Origin of the sequence: Nitrosospira sp. NpAV, from assembly GCF_000832065.1 — a bacterium.
In the GTDB taxonomy this organism is placed as follows: domain Bacteria; phylum Pseudomonadota; class Gammaproteobacteria; order Burkholderiales; family Nitrosomonadaceae; genus Nitrosospira.
Genome location: NZ_JXQM01000019.1, coordinates 48234 through 64968 on the forward strand (window position 1 = coordinate 48234; position 16735 = coordinate 64968).

Consider the following 16735-nt stretch of genomic DNA (forward strand, 5'->3'; position numbering starts at 1 on the left):
CATGGCGCAGCTGCGGCGCAGACGAAACCAACGAAGATCCGGACATGAGGAAAAACCGTGACCCAGCATGACCATCTCCATCCTCATAGCCATACGCAGCCGCATGCACCCAGGAATTTGACAGCTGCTTTTGCTGCCGGCATCGCCCTCAATCTTGGTTTCGTCGTCGTTGAAGCGATTTATGGTCTATTGGCCAACTCCATGGCCTTGATAGCCGATGCGGGACACAATCTCGGCGATGTGCTGGGACTGGTGATAGCGTGGATTGCCATAGTATTGGCACGGCGCGCGCCTTCTCAAAATTACACCTATGGCTTGCGGCGCGCCACGATTCTAGCTGCGCTTGTTAATGCGATGCTGCTCCTTGCAGCAGTCGGCGCGATTACAATTGAAGGCATACGGCGCCTGTCGGCACCGGGTGAAATCGCAAGCGTCACCGTCATCATCGTCGCCGCGGCAGGTATCGTTGTCAATGGCGTGACAGCGTGGCTGCTTGCCCCCGGAAGCAAGGATGACATTAATTTGCGGGGCGCCTTCCTGCACATGGTCTACGACGCACTAGTTTCACTAGGCGTAGTGATAACAGGCGGCGTAATGTTGTTCTCGGGCTGGACATGGCTTGATCCCGTTGCAAGCCTTGTCATCGCCGCTATTATTCTGGCGGGAACATGGGGTTTATTGCGTGATTCAGTAGGCATGTCGCTCGATGCAGTCCCGGCTGGACTCAAACTGGATGAGGTCAGCGCTTTTCTCAGGAGACAGCCCGGCGTGACAGCGATCCATGATTTGCACATCTGGTCGATGAGCACCACGGAGACAGTGCTTACCTGCCATTGTCTGATGCCAGGGGGCCATCCGGGCGATGAATTTCTGGCACAGCTCGCGCATGAACTCCAGGAGCGTTTCAAAATTGGCCACGCGACAATCCAGATCGAAATACACGAGCACATTCCATGTGCGCTCGAATCGGATCATGTGATTTGAGTTTTCTCGCTTCCAGGCCTGGAGCAGCCAGCGCTTCCGCAACGATTTTGTAGGAGAACATAGAGTCAATTTAAGCCTCTTCACCGTCGCTATGATCTTGGCTTCGGCCGGATCCGAAGCACGTCCCGGCATCCTTTTCCGGATCGATTTGCATCCGGAGATGCCAGTGCGAGTTACCTGATGATGCGTTAAGTTGAACACCGCACAGATCGTCCCCATCCGAAAGCACATTATTCATACACAGCCAATGAGGTCATTCCATGCCTTAAGCGTGCTAAGCGGGCGAAGCTTTTCCATAAGTTGCTATTGTCTTGAAGCAGCCTAATTTCAAGGAGATCAAAATGTTAGCTAAAATTCTAGCGATCGCGGCGCTTACCGCCGGCGGTGTAATGTTATCAAAACAACTCAGGAAATCACGCAAACCGGAGGAAACGACGATAGAAGAATCCATTGAAGTGAATGTGCCCGTCAACGTCGCATACAACCAGTGGACCCAGTTCGAGGATTTCCCCAAGTTCATGAAAGGGGTGCGTGAAATAAGGCAGCTTGACGATACCCATTTGCACTGGCGTGCCGAGGTAGCGGGCAAAGAGGAAGAATGGGATGCGGAAATTACCGAACAAATTCCTGACAAGCGAATTGCCTGGCACAGCACAAGCGGAGCTCAAAACGCCGGTGTCGTCACTTTCCATAAGATTTCCGATTCAATAACCCGGATCATGCTGCAAATAGACTACGCACCTAAAGGCTTCATCGAAAAGGTGGGAGACGCGGTAGGTGCGGTGGAAATAGAAACCCGGGGAAATCTGGAGGATTTCAAGAAATTCCTTGAGGAGCGCATGAGCGAAACCGGAGCATGGCGTGGTGCGGTTTCTCAACACTAACGCTTCAAAATAATGCTGCCTGGGGGAATAGCGAGACCGCTAAAGCCCGGATTAAGCCGGGCCGCAAAGCGGCTTCGGCTTGAGTGAATTGTTAGACGCCGCTGTCATTGCTGCCGGACGCCTGATCTTTGAGTTCAGCCAGATAAGTAATCAAGCGTTTTATCCTGGTGTTCTCCATTTCAAAAACATCACAAACATCGCATTAAGTAAGCCCCCGCCTTTGCGCGCGGCCCGAACCGTACCTTCCGCGATCACAACATTGTTTTCTTCCGTCATGCGTGTGATCCTTATGGTGGGACTGCCGGTAAATGCATCATTCTCAATTTCTTTGTCAAAGGCGTCTTTCCCTTTCAGATGAAATGCGCTCGGCATAAACCACTCGATATCTTCAGTCAGGCAGGACAGAATTTGCTCATGATCGCTCTTATTAAAGCTATCCATATACTTCTGTACGGTCATTTTGTTCGGGCTCATAAGATCCTCCTGCGGCGCTGGAACTGTAATGGGTCGAATATGGCGTCAATGTTTGCCGCGAACGGCCGGCGATGGGTTGTCTTTTGTCACCATTGAATGCTTGAGATGCCAACACCAGCGGCATGCTTCCAGCGTAATGGCAAAAAATACAGCGGGCGCGGGCTGGTGGGCATCATTTATTGGGTACCGGAGCCAGCATGTTGGCATCACGGGCCAGCACCCATTTTCCACTTTGTTTCTTGAGGATGGACAATGTATGCCCTGCGCGCGTCACGGATTGAGCGCCGCTGGGAGGAGTCACGACAACGGTGAGCTTGGCCCACATGAAAGCCCAGTCCCCGAGAATTTTGATCTCTTGAATCTCGCTTGCGCCGTCGAATTGCGGAGCCTCCGGGCCTGATTGAGCGCGTGCCGCAACAGCGAAGTCAGCTTTGCGCATGACAGGTTGGCCTGGCACGAGAAAGACCACATCATCCGCCATCAATGATAAAACCGTCTCGATGTCACCCGCTTTGCTTGCGGCCATCCAGGTGGAAACCAGCTGCCGGATTTCTCGTTCATCGTCTTGCATATATGCCTTTTTGTAGGAGCCTGCCTGCGGAAGCGGAGCGGATGATTATTCAACTCAGCGTGGCTTGTCGTTCTCAGCCTCGAAAGCCAGTGTCAAGTATACCTATAGCGCTCCCGCACCGTCCCAAGATCATGCACGCCCCGCGGTCTTTCTTTTATCAGCGGCGCCTTTTGGGCTTCCTGTTTTTGCCAGAGATATAATCCATGGAAGCTATCAAGAGATTCCCTATGATCACGAGGGGTTGCTCAACGGAGGAGCTTTATCTAAACTACGCCATCTCAAACCAACACCAATATGGAACAGCGAGGCAAACTCATCGTGCAACTATTAGGAGATTTTGCATGAAAAACCTGATCATTTTGTTGGCCGGGCTAATGGCTCCGGTATGCTCAGCCTTTGCGGAAATGCGTGATATCCACGATTCGCATATCGCGGACGTTGTGATTACCGCCAGCGGCATTGCGATCGAGGCCGGCAGGCTGGCACAATCCAAATCATCCAATGAAGAAATCAAAGCCTACGCGGAACGGATGGTGGGTGAACACACGGAGGTCAGCCAGTCAGCCATTGAATTGGTGACGAAACTCAAGGTGGAACTTCAGGATAATCCGATCAGCCAAGGTCTCAGAGCCGACGGCGCAATAGATCTCGCCAGGTTGCAGGCGCTGCGCGGACAGGAATTCGATAAAGCTTACATTGATCAGAAAGTCGTCCTTTATCAGCACGTGCTCGACACAATTGACAACCGGCTGATGCCCAACGCCAGCCATCAGGAACTGAAGGTTCTGCTATATAAGCTGTTTGCCCCTTTCTCTCTGCATCTTGACGATGCCCAGCAGATCCAGGAATCACTGGGTAAGCCAGACCGCCAACCAGACCGGAAAAGCCAGATTCCCGCCAGACCCCTCGCGCGGAATGGGGTCCTGGCCGAGCTGATGCTATAACTTCGTCAACTTATCCCCGTTGCCTTTAAGAAACCAGGCTCGAAGAACCGCTTCGCAATAGCCCGCGATTCTCCATTTCCATCCCTAACTTATCTATCGCCTGGGCATGGATGACATCCAGCGTGTCATAAGCCTGGTTGCGATAGGACACCGCCTTGAGCATGCCGCACGACATGGATTTCCGTATCTCGCGCAGTCCTATTTTCTCGCCGCAGTATGCGCGGATGATCTGCTCGATGCTTCGGCGGCTGTGTAATCCGGTGCCGAAGTTGGCTGCCAGATGATGCGTCAGCAACTCGAACCCGCTGGCTTCCCTGCCGAACTGGACCCGCACGTAGGCCATGTGCAACGTAGGCAATACGCGTTCGCACAAACTGAGTATCAGCGCCGCCTGGGCGTGCCGGTCATGCACCGTCAGTTCGCCATTCCCCGCTATACCCCCTGCCCTGCTGGCTTCGCGCATGTCGTTGACGGACGATATCTTGACGATAGGCCTGCTGATTGTCTCATAGGCCCATTTCAGGGCATGTTCCGGGCTGCTGAATTTCATTTGTCGTGCTCCTTGAGTTGATATGACAGGCAACGCTTGCCGTGTTTGCGGCCTTTTCCGCAATACGTGACGGATTGTGAAATCAGATGAATTGTTTCTTCATGCCGGCAACCGCGGCATGACTCCGCTTGCCTGCGAGCGGCAACATGTTCGGGGTTTCCGTACTCCCAGCGTTCAAGACCCGGTGATTTAGTGCAGCCTATGCCGGGCTTATGCATCGTCGCTTTCACCATCCTTGCCACTCCTCCCGGTTGGATACGTCGTCAGATGCCTCTGCGGAATCCCGCACTATCTGTTTTGCGGCTTTCAATCGCTTGCAGGTCGGCGCGATATCCTCCACGCCCTCGATCGCGCACCACATGGCGAGCCCATCCTCGATAAACCCTGCCCGGATAAACGCGGCACCGATATCCTGCCAGCGGCATTCGCGGTCGGCCTTCGACCAGGCCACGCCGCCACCGACGCCGGCGGCGGAACCACCCAATGAATAGGTATCGCGGCACGGCGCGGTAGGCACCATGAGGCCGAGGCCGATATTCGGATTGTTGCGTACACCATGCACGCCCATATTCATGGTCTGGCTGTTTCCAGTGTTGTAGGCGGACCCGCCCTGCCCTCCTGTTGCCGTGGTAACGGAAGTTTGGGTCTGGACTTGTTGCGAGTTCGACAATGCGCCGGCAGCCGCCGCGGCCTGCGAGGCTGCCTGGGTGCCGTGCCCGAGATCGATCCCGAGGCCAGCCTGGCCTTCCGCCCGTGTCTCGCTATGAGCAAGCAAAACGATTCCCGCCATTACTGCCAATCTGACTTTTAATCCCGGTCCCTTCACTTGGCTGATCGAATATTTCATTACTTCATTTCCTTTTCTCTTATTTTCGATGATGTTCAATGCTTTTATATGATTTTTCACCGTAATTAGATACATTATTCTCTTTTGCATCGCTTATATGGCTTACCGGCATTGATGAGTCCCCCGTTGCAGCTACACGTCCACCGTTTCCTGGGGGATTATTGCGCATACGTGTGAACCCGAGTGCGGGCTTGTCCACGCCCCCGGATAGCACCTGTCTGGCCAGTTGCTCACTCCCGATCAACACCGGCGGATCAGTCCTGAAACCTTTCAGATTGTTATGCGCCGTCACAAGGCCGGTCAGGCTGGCTGGATATTCGGGGTATTCGTTGCGCGAGCGGAACCCGCGATAGCGATTCTCGAATTCCTTCGCCACGAAGGGCCATTCATCCTCGCCTTTGCTTCCCAGCGCGATCCAGCCACCCATGTCCTGTATCACGCGATGAATCAGCGCATCGTCGAATACCACATCGCAGTAGGTTCCAATGTGGCGCACTGCCTGGTCGACCTTGGCCCAGGCTCGCAATGCGGCATCCTGCGTCGAACCCTGCAACATGCGGATGATATCGGCAGGTTTGGGTGGGAACTGCCCCGCATCCGGATTAGCGAGGTGACGATTGAAAGCATCCACGATAGCGCCGAGATCATGCCCCTTGAGCGCCATCCACCACACATCCAATGCAAACCTCGACACGCTTCGGCCATAGAAACCCATTACACCGATGATTCCGTCGTGGAATTTCTGGAAATCATCGGTTTGCATGATGAATTTCCCCTAATTGTTGCTCCTCCGATGCGGAACCCCTTAATTCCGGCGGCAGCCACCCTTCGGTTGCGGCCTTATTGGATGCTTCAAGCAATTCCTGCCTGTTAGGCATCCTGCCCTTATGCAGAATCAGCTTCGCCGCCTCTTCGCGCTGCCGTTTCACCGTGCCGATAACATAGGCAAAATTGGCCTTCCCCTTGGCAGCGGCGCTTCTTGCCGCCTGCACGAATTCCTCTTCAACCGCTCCCGCCTGCAATAACGCCAGCAGTGTCGGATGATGCGGATTACAAGCCTGCACGCCATGCCGGGTCATGCTTTTACAGCACGCACCCGCCGTGCCCGGTGGAACCGTAATTGCGGAGCCGTTTTCATGGCGTGTTGGGGCGATAGACTCGGAGGCAGGCAGCGGATCGCATGCGGATAATTCTTTATCCGCGGCACAAATATGTATATGAGCGTCTTCCCGGTCTTCATGAAACTGGCACTGGTGCTGGCGCTGGCGCTGGTGCTGGTGCTGGAGAGCTTTGCCGGCGGGTTCCCTCCGGGCAGCCTCGGGGGTTATTTCAGCACCTCTATTTTCGAAAGCGCCGGATAACCCAGTGGGTTTTTGCGGGATGCCGTAGCCATTTTCTTTTTCGGCTTCTTTCTCCTTGAGGGGACGCCCGCCCTTCCTGCCGTTGATTCTTGCTGCTTCAATTTTTGGCCGGGCTTTGGCGATCTCCCGGTCTGCGCGGGCGTTGTGGCGCAACCCGTCAATTTCAGAAACAGGAAAAAATTGCTCCGCCACCGCCTTTACGGCTTGCTGTTCCACCCGCGTCATGGCTCTGCAAACTCTATAGAGTCCGGGCAGCTCTTTAGGCAACGGTTTTTCCACACTGAAATAAGTATCCAGCAGCATCGTATAGGCACCGTGTTCAGCCAGGGATAGATGCGCGGTGTCGCGTTGATAATCGCCGCAATAGCGTTCGTAGTAATTCACTGGAATAGCCTTGTTTGCTTCATTTCTTTTAGCTTTAAGGGGCCTAAACCCACCTTTTTCCCCAGATACCGATAATTGAGGGGCTATTTTTCGCCATGAAATGCGATGGAAAGCATTATTACAAGAATAACTTGTAGATGTCAAGTGATTCTTGTAATCCAACTGCAAGCGTTGCTTGTATCATGCAAGAAATTGTTGCAAAGACATCTTTTTTGACGTTTTGGGTATTGCGCAAGCATGAATATTGCGAAAATAATTCGCGACGGGCGTGAAAAGCTTAACCTGAACCAATCTCAATTGGCCGAGCGGGTGGGTGTCACCCCGCAGGCAGTTCAGCAATGGGAATCCGGTGCGACGCAGCCCCGTGGAAAACGGCTGAATAAGATAGCGGAAGTTCTCCAACTACCCCCCGCACTGATGCATTTCGGAATGCCTGTGGCGCAGCCGAAAGAAGTGGTGGAAACAACGCCGGCGCCAAACAAACCCGGCAAGGCTCACTCGGACAACTCTCCCAAACGTGCCGCTGAAACGCCTGTTTCCGGTAGGGAAGCGCTCATCAAGCAAGTCGTGGATGCGATGCGGCGCATGTCGGATGAAGATGCCTCCCGCCTGGTGACGATAAGCCAAGCGCTTGTCGCCAAACCGGAGAAGAAAACAGAAGAAGCCTTGATAGATCTGAAACCTTTACCCAAGCCGGATTTGGCGCCTCACCCGCCTCCGGCATTTCCTCCGCGCCGGATGCCCTCGAGAGTCAAGACTCGGGGAAAGACGGCAATCTGATAGAAGACAGCAATACAGACATCAGCAAAATCGGCGGAAATTTGACAGACGCGGGAGAAATTAACGGAGTGTATTGAAGAGGTGGATAAATCAGTGCGAGGCATTTAGAATGGAAATGTATGGCTATTCACGTGTAATAACGAGCAGCGCCGCCCGGAGGCAATCTGCCAGGAAGTTCGGCATCGTTGCAATGGGCGCCGCTATCGCTATTTTGATGGCGGGAATCATGCATAATGACGCACGCGCGGAAACGCCCCAGCTCAGGGACCGGCAGACCGGAAAATATCTGGGAAATCTCAGCGCCAATCCCTATGATCCCAATTCCACCAGCAATCCTTACGGACAGTATGGAAGCAAATACAGTCCTGATTCCATCAATAATCCCTATGGCCAGTATGGAAGTCCATATAGCAACGATAGCGCCAATAATCCCTACGCAACCAACCCTCCGGCGATAGTCGATCCTCAGCGATGAAAATGGTACCCAAGCCCTACGATAATCTGGATATGCTGTTCGCTTTCCATATTTCTGAGAAAGCACGTACCCGGCGGGAACAATACATCCAGCAATTTCCCGAGCATTTGCGCGATGCCGAGAAACGGCGTTACACGCTGGAGCGCGCGGTGAAGGAGGTACTGTCGGAAGTCGCCGAAGTGGCATTGCTTATCAAGGAACTTGAATCCTTGCCCGTTTCGGAATAGAAGCGGAAACTTCCCATCCAATCCATAACCTTGCACCTTTATTCATTTTGGAGTCAATTATGAAACTCATCATCCTCGCCCTGCTTGGCACATTGATACTTTCCTCATGCATTATGGGAGGGAAGATGACAGGGTTGCGAGAGGGGCTCACCAAAGATCAAGTTGTAAGAATCGCCGGCAATCCGGATGGCTACCAGCGCGCCGGCGAGTATGAAGTCCTGCTCTATATTGAGCGGCGCACCAGCGCTTGGTCTTTTTTCTCCGGCTCCATTCATGACATTGTCGATTATTCGGTAATTTTGAAAGATGACAAGGTGATCGAATATGGTCCCGGCAGGGCGCAGCATCGGGAGTCGGGCGATATCCCGTTCAGACGGATTCCCTCCCGGTAACGCCGCACATCCCCACCCCCCCACCGTTTATGGCAGCCAGGCCCCTGTACAAGTTTTCTTGACAATTACAAGAATTACTTGTAATATTTGCCTGGTGTCGCATCCCATCGCGGCATCGGGCAACAAACCACGAAACAGACGTGCAGCCCGAACCGGCATAGCCTCGATCCAATAAGCCCCCGGTGGCATGGAAAGACAAGCGGTCGGCGACGGAAAAGCGCAAAGAAATGTCCAGGCCGTGCCTGGCGTGGAACTCGGCCCGATTTGAAAGGGCCCGGAATCACCTAAAACTTGTAATCAACATGCTGAGGACTTGACCATGGGACGCTGGGCTGAATTGTGGACTGAACACCGCCCGGCGCCCCTTTCCCTCACCGACACCGAAATACTCGACTGGCTGGGTGAATACTGCGATCAAGCCGTTTATAACCGCCCAACCCCGGAATATACCGGCGGATTCACCTTATACTGTAGCGATATCAAGACCAGCGCCGCCACCCTGCGCACCGCGGTCTGCCTGGCTGCGGCAAGGTGGAAGGAGGTGAATGAATAGCGCTCGTCGGATTACGCTGCGCTAATCCGACCTACAAATGCTGTATCTCCAAACACACTGTCTGGATCAGTTGGTATACTGATGATACTTGACACTCACCTGGCATCAAGCATAAGCAGAACCAAGAAAAAGCCCGGCACGCAGGGTCAATGCGTGCCGGGCTGGAACTCCAACTCTAATGAAGAGCAAGAGCCCCAGGTCGTATCTTACACGCTTCAGGCGGATCGGCTATTGGACTGAAGTCCACCACGATATCGTCTACACCACCGCTATTTCTTTCTGCCCAGCGAGGTTTTGATCAGCTTGGCCTGTTCAAAATGGCCGACAAGGCTCGCCCGCCACAGATTCAACAAACGCTTCAGCTCCTCATTTTTAGTGCCAGGGATCAGCTTTCCGTCCCATAAGTTAATTACCTGCTGGTGGGATTCCACTTCATGATTGATATAATCCAGATCAAATAATATGCCATGGAGCTTCTTTAGCCTCTCCAGATGTTTCTCCTCATCAGCCTTCAAGGTCTCGCTGATCGAACTGCTTCGAGGTGTTATGTTTGTTTTATTCGCCCAGTCATTGAATTGCGAGGTGGAATCATTATGCTCTTCGGTCAAGCGGTGGCCGAACGCTTTTACATCGGGGTGGGATGATGTGGATTGAGCCAGAATGCCGCCATTGATTTCAGCCTGATTCACGGCTAGGACGATACCCACGATTTCCGCGTCGCTAAGCGCTTCCATTTCAGCAGCGGCTGCAAAACCCGAGGTTATCATCGCGAGGATCAATATGAGTATTTTTTTCATGGAAAACTCCTATTTTGAATTTTGGGATTATCGAATGACTTTGAAAAGCAATCTCAGCCGGTATCTATAATTTGAACATCACTAGCCGACTCTGAGCCCACAGCGGGGATGGAACCCCGTCGCCTAAAAACGGTAGCCGTATCGCCCGCCCAGGGAATCCATGCCTTCATTGGCATCGGCAAAATTAGCATTGGAAACGTGATCAAAATATACGGATAACGAACTTCTGGCACCGACGCGATAGCCGACTTCAATTGGAATGTGGAACAAAACCCGTGATCCGAGCGCCTTGCGGTCATTGTGCAGCAAATGGAGATTGCCATTGTGGACCGCGCCACCGAAGCCAACGCCGAGAAATATGCCGCTTGCGTGATCGTATTGCCAGCGGATGCCCGAATACAGTTTGGACGTATCCCCGGCGGTACTAACCGAGCCCCCCAGTGCGGGACGTATAAATCCGCCCAGGATTTTGTATTGTGGCGAGAAAATGGCCTCGAGATTGAAATCGGCGCCGCTTTCGCGACGGAAGCCGCTCCACAAAGAGCCGGTGTCGTGGTGAAGCACGCCGAGCTTGACCTCATGCAGCCATGTTGATGCCTTCCACTCATTTGCGTGCCCATGGAATGGGGCAAGACAACCCAGGCTGAAAACCCATATCTTGATAATTTGCACGCGCATTATCAAATCCTTCGAATCAAAATCCGGCCGTTGGCAAGATAGAAAGAATGATCAGCTGCCGGTTTCATATTAAAGGCTTAACCTTCTCGCAAATCTCCCGCATTAGCTCAAGGAAGTGTGAGGGCTGTACTATGGCGTGGTCAAGCAATTTTAAATCCACCATGGGTGAATCTTTGCGATCCGCCCTGCTCGAGCAGGCAAAGTTTTGTAGATCGGATTAGCGTAGTGATCCGACGTCGTTTAGCCAACAGGAACCCCGCCATAGCGAGGCAAGGTAAAAAAAAGCCCGCCGAAGCGGGCCTGCCCTCACATATGGATAGGCTTTACGATTTCTTGCGACGGCTGAAACCCAGACCCGCCAAACCAAGGCCAAGCAGTGCAAAAGTGGTGGGCTCAGGTACCTCGCCGACCTGTGCTGCTGGATTCGGCAACTCATTTACCGTCCCAGTCAGGTTCAGGATGAGGCTATAGGCAGCCCGGCTGGATGCCGCGCCGACGTCCGCATCTGACAAGCCCAATGTGTAGCTGGCGTTGAAAATCCCGGCTGAGGAGGTGTCCAGCGTAGCCAGCCAGTCGTAGCTTGAACCCTGGCCCAGGCCGCTGAATCCCCCTAAATCGGTTAATAGCGTGCTGATATCGCCGCTGCCGGAAATACTGTCGAGATCGAGGCCGACCCGGTCGGCATTAACCATATTGAAGAGGCTGAATCCCAGGGTAGCGGCGTCGCCCACATGAAAAACACCGAAGTCCAGGTTCAGGGTTAACATCGTTGAGGAACCATCGAAGGATGGCGCGGCATGCAGCAGATAATCATAGGTGGCACCGACGTTGCCCGCCCAGTTGATGTCGTATTGCGTAGTTTCCGTGCCGGTAAAAACGCCGGCTGCCTGCGTCGCCTCCAGTACCGGAGCAGTACGTGCCAGCGTCACGTCACCGGTACCAACATAGCTATCAAGATTAGCGGAAGATACCGCTTGATGCAGGTTGGTAGAGGTCGCGGAACTTGTGGTAGCGCTGCCGGCACAGGCATCCTTAAGCTTGCCCGCGCATGTATCGCTATTGCTGATGGCGGATGCAAAGGCCCCATTTACACCGGGCGCCGAGACGCTGGCGGTGCTGCTGCCGCTACCGCTTGAGGTAACCGAGCTATTGGCACCCGTACCGCCGCCAGCGGTGGATTTAACCCAGGTACTTTGTGTCCGGGTCGAGGCGAGATCCAGGGTGGCACCCATGAGAACGCCCTGGTTCGAGTTGAACTGGCTGATGGCGCTGGTCCCAAGACTGGCGCCGTTGTTCTTGCTGGCGCCGCCGCCTTCGGTATCGGAAACGCTTGCGGAGTTGCTAAAGCTTACCGAAGAAGTGCTGATCAGAAGGGCATTGGCCGGCTGCGGCATCAATGCCAGAGCGCCCAATGCAAAAACGATCTTTTGGTTTAACGTACTGGGTGCGAGTCTCATTTCATTTCCTATCAAAGTTGTAAAAGGAGCAGTTTTAGGGGGATGTTCACAAACAATGATTTCATTCTTCCATATTCCCGGCGCATTGCCCATTGGACTGAAGTACAGCATGAAAAAACAGGGTATTTCCGGGAGTTAGCATAGATGCCGGGGTTCCTGCGAACAGTTCGCCCATCATAAAAAAAGCCCGGCTCGCAGGGTCAGTACGGCCGGGCCGGGCCGCTATCTTATGGAGGAAAGAGTAGGCACCCGAAGTTGCATCTTACAGTGTTTGAGCGTATTGCCCATTGGACCGAAGTACAGGATCGGTGTGTTATTTTGCAGGTCGGATTTATGTAATGTAATCCAGCAATGCACTTATATCATTCAATCCACCCTGACAGCCGATGCCCGGCATACCATGCCTATGATATGTCGCCATCATCATTTCTCTCCTGCCACATGAGATATAGAACCCCCATCACGATGATCGCCACCGGCATGATGACATATAAGCCAAGCGCATACCCTGCCCCATCATCATGATCATGAGGCGGCGGCGTGCTTATTATTTTATAACCATGCCCCATGCTGACGATCAGGACGAGAACAACACCTGCGATGCGGCGGTTACGGATCAGGATGCGGCCAACCGTCTGGTTGAGCAGGTGTGCCGCATAGTAGCCAATGAAATAGATTGCGATATAGAAGATCAACGCGCCCATGGGGAGCCTCTGAATAAGCCCATGCTTTTACGAGCAGAGGCACTATGGCTTTGCGGGGATAAATGGCGGGACGCGTTACTGACCTATTTGCCCTTCTTATTTTCGGAGTCTACTTTTTTCTCGGGTTTTTTGGCATCGGTCTCGCCCGGCTGCTCTATTTTTTTAGACCGCCCCGCTTTTGCATCATCCGCTTCGATACGTTTCGCGGCTTTCTCCCAAGGGTATTCCCGAGGTTCTTCTTTCCGCGCAAAAACCTGGCTGGAAAGCAATGCGGAGAATAAGATGAACAGGATTTTTCTCATGATATTTCTGGAAGTAGTCAGACTTGAATTGTCGAATAACAATAGGCGTAATTAATCGGCTGATGCGCCTTCATCGAAGTGACTGAAATAATCCCAATCTTATCCAAAATCTTTCCGTCCTTCAAGCTGCCGCAAAACGGCAATTCTGTCTGCTGAGGTGTGCAGCCAATACGAGAATTCCAAGCGAATTCCAGCTTCCGATCATAAAATGCCAGGCTGGAGAAACTCAATACCCTCAATAAGGTCATAATTTATATTGCTGCAGGTCGTTTGAATATTTCTTTATTCAACAAGAAGAACCGACCGATCATCCCTTGGTAAGGAGGCAAATCATGACTACCCATCACTTCTATGGCGCGGACCACTTCATACTCTATCTGGATGGAGGCCCCACAATCCTCAAAGACTTTGAAGGCGGCAACGTCAAGGGAGAGATTGAAACCGCCGGAACCGGTACCGGTTCTGGAGACCTGCCCAGCAAAAACATCGCGGCGTTGAAATTTGAACCCATCGTCCTCCACGCCGGCATATCCATGGGAAAAAGCCTGCGTGAATGGGTGATGGGCACGCTCGACCAGATAAACCTCCGGAAAAGCGGCTACGTCGTCGCTTGCAGCGTCGACTGCCAGGCTACGGCATTCCGGCACTTCGATAACGCGCTTATCACGGAAATCACAATCCCCAGGCTGGATGCAACCCGCAAGGATAGCGCTTTCTTTTCCATCAAGATCAACCCCGAGGAGATTACCTTCAAAGACGGTGACAAATCCGTGCTTGCTGGCGTGATAAATACCAGAAATAAGCAATGGTTATGTTCAAACTTCCGCATGCGCCTGGGCGATCTCCCCTGTGAGCGCGTGAGCAAGATCGACGCTTTCACGATAAAGCAACATGCCATGCTGGAAACAAGCGGCGATTTCCGTGTCTCGGGAAAAGAAATCACCAAGCTGGAGATCCCGAATCTTAAAGTCACATTTGCGGAGGCGGATATCAAACCATGGGCGGCCTGGTTCGATGAATTCATCGTCAAGGGGCGAAATGGCCAGGAGAATGAATTGACGGGGGTGATCGAATTCCTCGATCCAAGCCACTCGGAAGTTCTGGGCTCGGTCGACTTGCGCCAAGTCGGCATCTTCTCGCTTTCCGTAGAAAAACCCGAGGCAGGAGTCGATAAGATCTCGCACTACGTTGCCGAACTTTATGTCGAAAAGATGAGTATTAACCTCCTCAATGTGTGATTGCCAGACAACCGGCATCCTGCAGCGCCCACGCTCTGCAACGGCTAGATAACGGATTTCCTTACACCACTCATCCTGCTGCTTTCACGGCTCGTCCGCTTTCATGGCGTTTCTCTGATTGATCAGCCCCGCCATCAAGACGTTGCCGCTCTCGCCAAAGTAAATGGAATGATAAGGAAAAGGGATTTCGATATCCGCGTGCTCAAACGCAAGCTTAAGCCGGCGTCGATATTCCCGCCCCACATTCCATTGCTTGATCGGCCTGGTACGCAAACGTCCCTTGATGACCACCGCGGAATCCTGAAAGCTGTCAACACCGTATATCTCGATATCTTCCATCATTAAGGGGCCGAACGTCTCATCCTTACGTAATGCCGCGCCAACATTGCGCATGACGGTCATGACTTTATCCACATCTTCCCTGTAGGCGACGCGGATCTCAAACACATAGGCCGACCACTCCTGGGTCATATTCGCAAGTGTGGTAATGGTCCCATTGGGAAATACATGCACAGTCCCCGCTTCATCACGCAGAACGATAGTACGGAAATTAACCCGCTCCACCAGGCCACCGGTACCATTGACGATGGCCACATCACCCACCCTGATCTGGTTTTCCAGGATCATGAAAAATCCCGAAATCACATCACGCACCAGATTCTGCGCCCCAAAGCCGACGGCGAGACCGACCACACCCGCGCTCGCGAGAATGGGTGCTATCTCGACATTCAATTCCCTCAAAATCACCAGACCTACAATTACCCAGACAATAATCACCACCGCCTGGCGTAGCAGCCGGATCAGCGTTTCAATACGCTTGGCGGCTTCAGTCGCCATTTCTCCCTGCTCACTGGCCCTGCTGATGAGCGACTGTTGCAGCCGGCCCAGTAACAACTTGATGACTGCCAGCAATATCCATGCCGCCATGCTGATAAGCAGGATTCGCAGCGTTGCGAACATCAGTATTTGCCAATTGAATTGATTGAGAAACCGGGCAATCAGATCCATTTTATCCCTCCTGATTTATCAGTCCACGAAAATCCCTCTGCCCCTTACATTTTGTATACATTATTGAAAAAACTGAATAAATCCTTCCCGAGCATTATTGACCCAACTGGCAGGGTTCTTTGATAGCCGGCGGCTGCAAATATGCCGGAAACTTGATGATTCTCTGGGTTAAAAACTTGCGGGCAGGTTATTCGGATCGGTGGGGGGTGAGGAAGATGTAATTGCATTATCCAGCATAAAGACTCGCATCTATGTGCGCTAGCTAACGAAGCCGCGAATGTCTCTTTGATAAACTGAGGGCTGGTAAACTTTTTTAGTGGAGTTCTCTCATGGATAACGATCTTTTTCTGTTCCCTATTACGGGATGGGAAATAAAAACAGTACCGGTTGACGGCGTTCTTTCCGTGCGCTTTCCGTTTCTTTCTCATGATCGACAGAAACTCTCCGACGCTGACCCGGGCAGACCGTATGTGATGCACGCAGATCAGGCGCGGGAACTCCGGGACGCGCTATCGCGGGCAATCACGCAGATTGAAAATCAAAAATTCGAACCTGCCGAGTCCACCGCATTGCCAACCGGCCTGCTCATCTACTAGCCTTATGCGGCGACTGATGCTCGTGTATGAGTTCAATCCCCTGATTCGTAGGGACTTTCTATTTCATGTAAAAGCCGCTAGGCAAGCCTGCCACAGATAGGTTTAATGATACAGCCACCTTGCGTGGGGTACACTATGCAGGGAGCACAGCTTAAAGTATTTAGCTGTGTTCCACACATTTGTTTACTTCTCCACAAAAGATCATGGCCATTTATCAGCTTACGTTTTGCTACCCCTATCTAAAGGAATATGCGGTAACGATACGGCATATCCGCGATGAAGTTGAAGCCCTGTCCGGCAGCGATTGGCGGATCGTGACATCAGGCGAGCATGTATGCGCCATTGTCTTTGAGACGAATGTCGGCCCCGAACAGCTGGTAAGCACCCTTGGAAATTACGGGAGCGATAGTTTTCAATTTCTTCTCACGGAAGTTGCTGTGGCAGTGGCGGGATATTTGCCCCCGGATGTCTGGGAATGGGTGGATAGCCGTTTTCCACGAACCTTGAAACTTCTCTGAGCCGGAAATAA

General features: G+C 52.7%; 24 protein-coding genes. 11 read left to right on the plus strand and 13 right to left on the minus strand.

Features of this window, described 5'->3' with window-relative positions; all coding sequences use genetic code 11:
* Positions 1-57 precede the first annotated feature (57 nt).
* Both SQ11_RS11325 and SQ11_RS11330 read left to right on the plus strand, forming a co-directional pair.
* Entirely contained in the window at positions 58-984 is a 927-nt protein-coding gene (locus SQ11_RS11325) for a cation diffusion facilitator family transporter (RefSeq protein ID WP_041514288.1), read from the plus strand.
* 341 nt (positions 985-1325) lie between these two features.
* Positions 1326-1868 (plus strand): SRPBCC family protein, encoded by a 543-nt coding sequence (locus tag SQ11_RS11330; protein ID WP_084226831.1) that lies wholly within the window; start codon positions 1326-1328, stop codon positions 1866-1868.
* 159 nt (positions 1869-2027) lie between these two features.
* Here SQ11_RS11330 and SQ11_RS11335 read toward each other — a convergent pair whose 3' ends face one another.
* Positions 2028-2342, minus strand: coding sequence for a nuclear transport factor 2 family protein (locus SQ11_RS11335; protein WP_198140857.1), 315 nt, complete (start codon positions 2340-2342; stop codon positions 2028-2030).
* 172 nt (positions 2343-2514) lie between these two features.
* Positions 2515-2913, minus strand: coding sequence for an SgcJ/EcaC family oxidoreductase (locus SQ11_RS11340; RefSeq protein WP_041514289.1), 399 nt, complete (start codon positions 2911-2913; stop codon positions 2515-2517).
* 341 nt (positions 2914-3254) lie between these two features.
* On the opposite strand from SQ11_RS11340, the gene SQ11_RS11345 reads away from it, so the two are divergent.
* Entirely contained in the window at positions 3255-3857 is a 603-nt protein-coding gene (locus tag SQ11_RS11345; RefSeq protein ID WP_052494193.1) for a DUF4142 domain-containing protein, read from the plus strand.
* Between the two features lie 25 nt (positions 3858-3882).
* Here the strand turns inward: SQ11_RS11345 and SQ11_RS11350 are convergent, their stop codons facing one another.
* From SQ11_RS11350 to SQ11_RS16500, 5 genes are read right to left on the minus strand one after another with little or no spacing between them, the layout of a single operon-like run.
* A complete protein-coding gene (locus tag SQ11_RS11350) occupies positions 3883-4407 on the minus strand; it encodes a hypothetical protein (RefSeq protein WP_041514290.1) in 525 nt (174 codons plus the stop codon).
* Positions 4404-4640 (minus strand): hypothetical protein, encoded by a 237-nt coding sequence (locus SQ11_RS11355; protein ID WP_041514291.1) that lies wholly within the window; start codon positions 4638-4640, stop codon positions 4404-4406. Before SQ11_RS11355 ends, SQ11_RS11350 begins: the two co-directional genes overlap by 4 nt.
* Positions 4634-5254 (minus strand): hypothetical protein, encoded by a 621-nt coding sequence (locus SQ11_RS11360; protein ID WP_041514292.1) that lies wholly within the window; start codon positions 5252-5254, stop codon positions 4634-4636. The genes SQ11_RS11355 and SQ11_RS11360 overlap by 7 nt, the downstream gene beginning before the upstream one ends.
* A 19-nt stretch (positions 5255-5273) precedes the next feature.
* Positions 5274-6017 carry a DUF6475 domain-containing protein gene (locus SQ11_RS11365; protein ID WP_198140858.1) on the minus strand — a complete coding sequence of 248 codons (744 nt, stop codon included), beginning with the start codon at positions 6015-6017 and terminating at the stop codon, positions 5274-5276.
* Positions 6004-6999 carry a YdaU family protein gene (locus SQ11_RS16500; protein WP_052494194.1) on the minus strand — a complete coding sequence of 332 codons (996 nt, stop codon included), beginning with the start codon at positions 6997-6999 and terminating at the stop codon, positions 6004-6006. The genes SQ11_RS11365 and SQ11_RS16500 overlap by 14 nt, the downstream gene beginning before the upstream one ends.
* 237 nt (positions 7000-7236) lie before the next feature.
* Here SQ11_RS16500 and SQ11_RS11375 point away from each other — a divergent pair, with 237 nt between their 5' ends.
* From SQ11_RS11375 to SQ11_RS11395, 5 genes are all read left to right on the plus strand, one after another.
* Positions 7237-7779 (plus strand): helix-turn-helix domain-containing protein, encoded by a 543-nt coding sequence (locus tag SQ11_RS11375; protein ID WP_041514293.1) that lies wholly within the window; start codon positions 7237-7239, stop codon positions 7777-7779.
* A 109-nt stretch (positions 7780-7888) separates the two neighbouring features.
* On the plus strand, positions 7889-8254 hold the full coding sequence (locus SQ11_RS11380) for a hypothetical protein (protein WP_232297983.1): 366 nt from the start codon (positions 7889-7891) through the stop codon (positions 8252-8254).
* A complete protein-coding gene (locus tag SQ11_RS11385; RefSeq protein WP_041514294.1) occupies positions 8251-8481 on the plus strand; it encodes a hypothetical protein in 231 nt (76 codons plus the stop codon). Before SQ11_RS11380 ends, SQ11_RS11385 begins: the two co-directional genes overlap by 4 nt.
* 59 nt (positions 8482-8540) lie before the next feature.
* Positions 8541-8873, plus strand: coding sequence for a hypothetical protein (locus tag SQ11_RS11390; protein WP_041514295.1), 333 nt, complete (start codon positions 8541-8543; stop codon positions 8871-8873).
* A 319-nt stretch (positions 8874-9192) separates the two neighbouring features.
* Positions 9193-9426 carry a hypothetical protein gene (locus tag SQ11_RS11395; protein ID WP_041514296.1) on the plus strand — a complete coding sequence of 78 codons (234 nt, stop codon included), beginning with the start codon at positions 9193-9195 and terminating at the stop codon, positions 9424-9426.
* Between the two features lie 269 nt (positions 9427-9695).
* Here the strand turns inward: SQ11_RS11395 and SQ11_RS11400 are convergent, their stop codons facing one another.
* From SQ11_RS11400 to SQ11_RS11420, 5 genes are all read right to left on the minus strand, one after another.
* Complete coding sequence (locus SQ11_RS11400) at positions 9696-10223, minus strand: DUF4142 domain-containing protein (RefSeq protein ID WP_041514297.1); 528 nt, start codon at positions 10221-10223, stop codon at positions 9696-9698.
* 123 nt (positions 10224-10346) lie between these two features.
* Positions 10347-10901, minus strand: a complete 555-nt coding sequence (locus SQ11_RS11405) for an acyloxyacyl hydrolase (RefSeq protein WP_041514298.1) — start codon at positions 10899-10901, stop codon at positions 10347-10349.
* 323 nt (positions 10902-11224) lie between these two features.
* On the minus strand, positions 11225-12358 hold the full coding sequence (locus SQ11_RS11410; RefSeq protein ID WP_084226852.1) for a PEP-CTERM sorting domain-containing protein: 1134 nt from the start codon (positions 12356-12358) through the stop codon (positions 11225-11227).
* 404 nt (positions 12359-12762) lie between these two features.
* Positions 12763-13062, minus strand: a complete 300-nt coding sequence (locus SQ11_RS11415; RefSeq protein ID WP_041514300.1) for a hypothetical protein — start codon at positions 13060-13062, stop codon at positions 12763-12765.
* A gap of 83 nt (positions 13063-13145) precedes the next feature.
* Positions 13146-13364 carry a hypothetical protein gene (locus SQ11_RS11420; protein ID WP_041514301.1) on the minus strand — a complete coding sequence of 73 codons (219 nt, stop codon included), beginning with the start codon at positions 13362-13364 and terminating at the stop codon, positions 13146-13148.
* 332 nt (positions 13365-13696) lie between these two features.
* Between SQ11_RS11420 and SQ11_RS11430 the strand changes: the two genes are divergently transcribed.
* The gene (locus tag SQ11_RS11430) at positions 13697-14602 is read left to right on the plus strand and encodes a phage tail protein (protein ID WP_041514303.1); all 906 of its coding nucleotides are present in this window, start codon (positions 13697-13699) and stop codon (positions 14600-14602) included.
* Positions 14603-14686: 84 nt separating this feature from the next.
* Here SQ11_RS11430 and SQ11_RS11435 read toward each other — a convergent pair whose 3' ends face one another.
* Positions 14687-15610, minus strand: coding sequence for a mechanosensitive ion channel family protein (locus SQ11_RS11435; protein WP_041514304.1), 924 nt, complete (start codon positions 15608-15610; stop codon positions 14687-14689).
* Between the two features lie 329 nt (positions 15611-15939).
* On the opposite strand from SQ11_RS11435, the gene SQ11_RS11440 reads away from it, so the two are divergent.
* Together SQ11_RS11440 and SQ11_RS11445 are read left to right on the plus strand one after the other, a co-directional pair.
* On the plus strand, positions 15940-16206 hold the full coding sequence (locus tag SQ11_RS11440; RefSeq protein WP_041514305.1) for a hypothetical protein: 267 nt from the start codon (positions 15940-15942) through the stop codon (positions 16204-16206).
* A 203-nt stretch (positions 16207-16409) separates the two neighbouring features.
* Entirely contained in the window at positions 16410-16724 is a 315-nt protein-coding gene (locus tag SQ11_RS11445) for a hypothetical protein (protein ID WP_156972479.1), read from the plus strand.
* Positions 16725-16735 lie beyond the last annotated feature (11 nt).

Bases quoted from the DNA above. Each gene is read 5' to 3' on its own strand.
- SQ11_RS11380 (WP_232297983.1), top strand. From the start codon at position 7,889: ATGGAAATGTATGGCTATTCACGTGTAATAACGAGCAGCGCCGCCCGG.
- SQ11_RS11410 (WP_084226852.1), bottom strand. From the start codon at position 12,358: ATGAGACTCGCACCCAGTACGTTAAACCAAAAGATCGTTTTTGCATTG.
- SQ11_RS11355 (WP_041514291.1), bottom strand. From the start codon at position 4,640: ATGGTGAAAGCGACGATGCATAAGCCCGGCATAGGCTGCACTAAATCA.
- SQ11_RS11360 (WP_041514292.1), bottom strand. From the start codon at position 5,254: ATGAAATATTCGATCAGCCAAGTGAAGGGACCGGGATTAAAAGTCAGA.
- SQ11_RS11330 (WP_084226831.1), top strand. From the start codon at position 1,326: ATGTTAGCTAAAATTCTAGCGATCGCGGCGCTTACCGCCGGCGGTGTA.
- SQ11_RS11375 (WP_041514293.1), top strand. From the start codon at position 7,237: ATGAATATTGCGAAAATAATTCGCGACGGGCGTGAAAAGCTTAACCTG.
- SQ11_RS11400 (WP_041514297.1), bottom strand. From the start codon at position 10,223: ATGAAAAAAATACTCATATTGATCCTCGCGATGATAACCTCGGGTTTT.
- SQ11_RS11415 (WP_041514300.1), bottom strand. From the start codon at position 13,062: ATGGGCGCGTTGATCTTCTATATCGCAATCTATTTCATTGGCTACTAT.
- SQ11_RS11385 (WP_041514294.1), top strand. From the start codon at position 8,251: ATGAAAATGGTACCCAAGCCCTACGATAATCTGGATATGCTGTTCGCT.
- SQ11_RS11365 (WP_198140858.1), bottom strand. From the start codon at position 6,017: ATGCAAACCGATGATTTCCAGAAATTCCACGACGGAATCATCGGTGTA.
- SQ11_RS11350 (WP_041514290.1), bottom strand. From the start codon at position 4,407: ATGAAATTCAGCAGCCCGGAACATGCCCTGAAATGGGCCTATGAGACA.
- SQ11_RS11440 (WP_041514305.1), top strand. From the start codon at position 15,940: ATGGATAACGATCTTTTTCTGTTCCCTATTACGGGATGGGAAATAAAA.
- SQ11_RS11335 (WP_198140857.1), bottom strand. From the start codon at position 2,342: ATGAGCCCGAACAAAATGACCGTACAGAAGTATATGGATAGCTTTAAT.
- SQ11_RS11390 (WP_041514295.1), top strand. From the start codon at position 8,541: ATGAAACTCATCATCCTCGCCCTGCTTGGCACATTGATACTTTCCTCA.
- SQ11_RS11395 (WP_041514296.1), top strand. From the start codon at position 9,193: ATGGGACGCTGGGCTGAATTGTGGACTGAACACCGCCCGGCGCCCCTT.
- SQ11_RS11430 (WP_041514303.1), top strand. From the start codon at position 13,697: ATGACTACCCATCACTTCTATGGCGCGGACCACTTCATACTCTATCTG.
- SQ11_RS11445 (WP_156972479.1), top strand. From the start codon at position 16,410: ATGGCCATTTATCAGCTTACGTTTTGCTACCCCTATCTAAAGGAATAT.
- SQ11_RS11405 (WP_041514298.1), bottom strand. From the start codon at position 10,901: ATGCGCGTGCAAATTATCAAGATATGGGTTTTCAGCCTGGGTTGTCTT.
- SQ11_RS11435 (WP_041514304.1), bottom strand. From the start codon at position 15,610: ATGGATCTGATTGCCCGGTTTCTCAATCAATTCAATTGGCAAATACTG.
- SQ11_RS11340 (WP_041514289.1), bottom strand. From the start codon at position 2,913: ATGCAAGACGATGAACGAGAAATCCGGCAGCTGGTTTCCACCTGGATG.
- SQ11_RS11420 (WP_041514301.1), bottom strand. From the start codon at position 13,364: ATGAGAAAAATCCTGTTCATCTTATTCTCCGCATTGCTTTCCAGCCAG.
- SQ11_RS11345 (WP_052494193.1), top strand. From the start codon at position 3,255: ATGAAAAACCTGATCATTTTGTTGGCCGGGCTAATGGCTCCGGTATGC.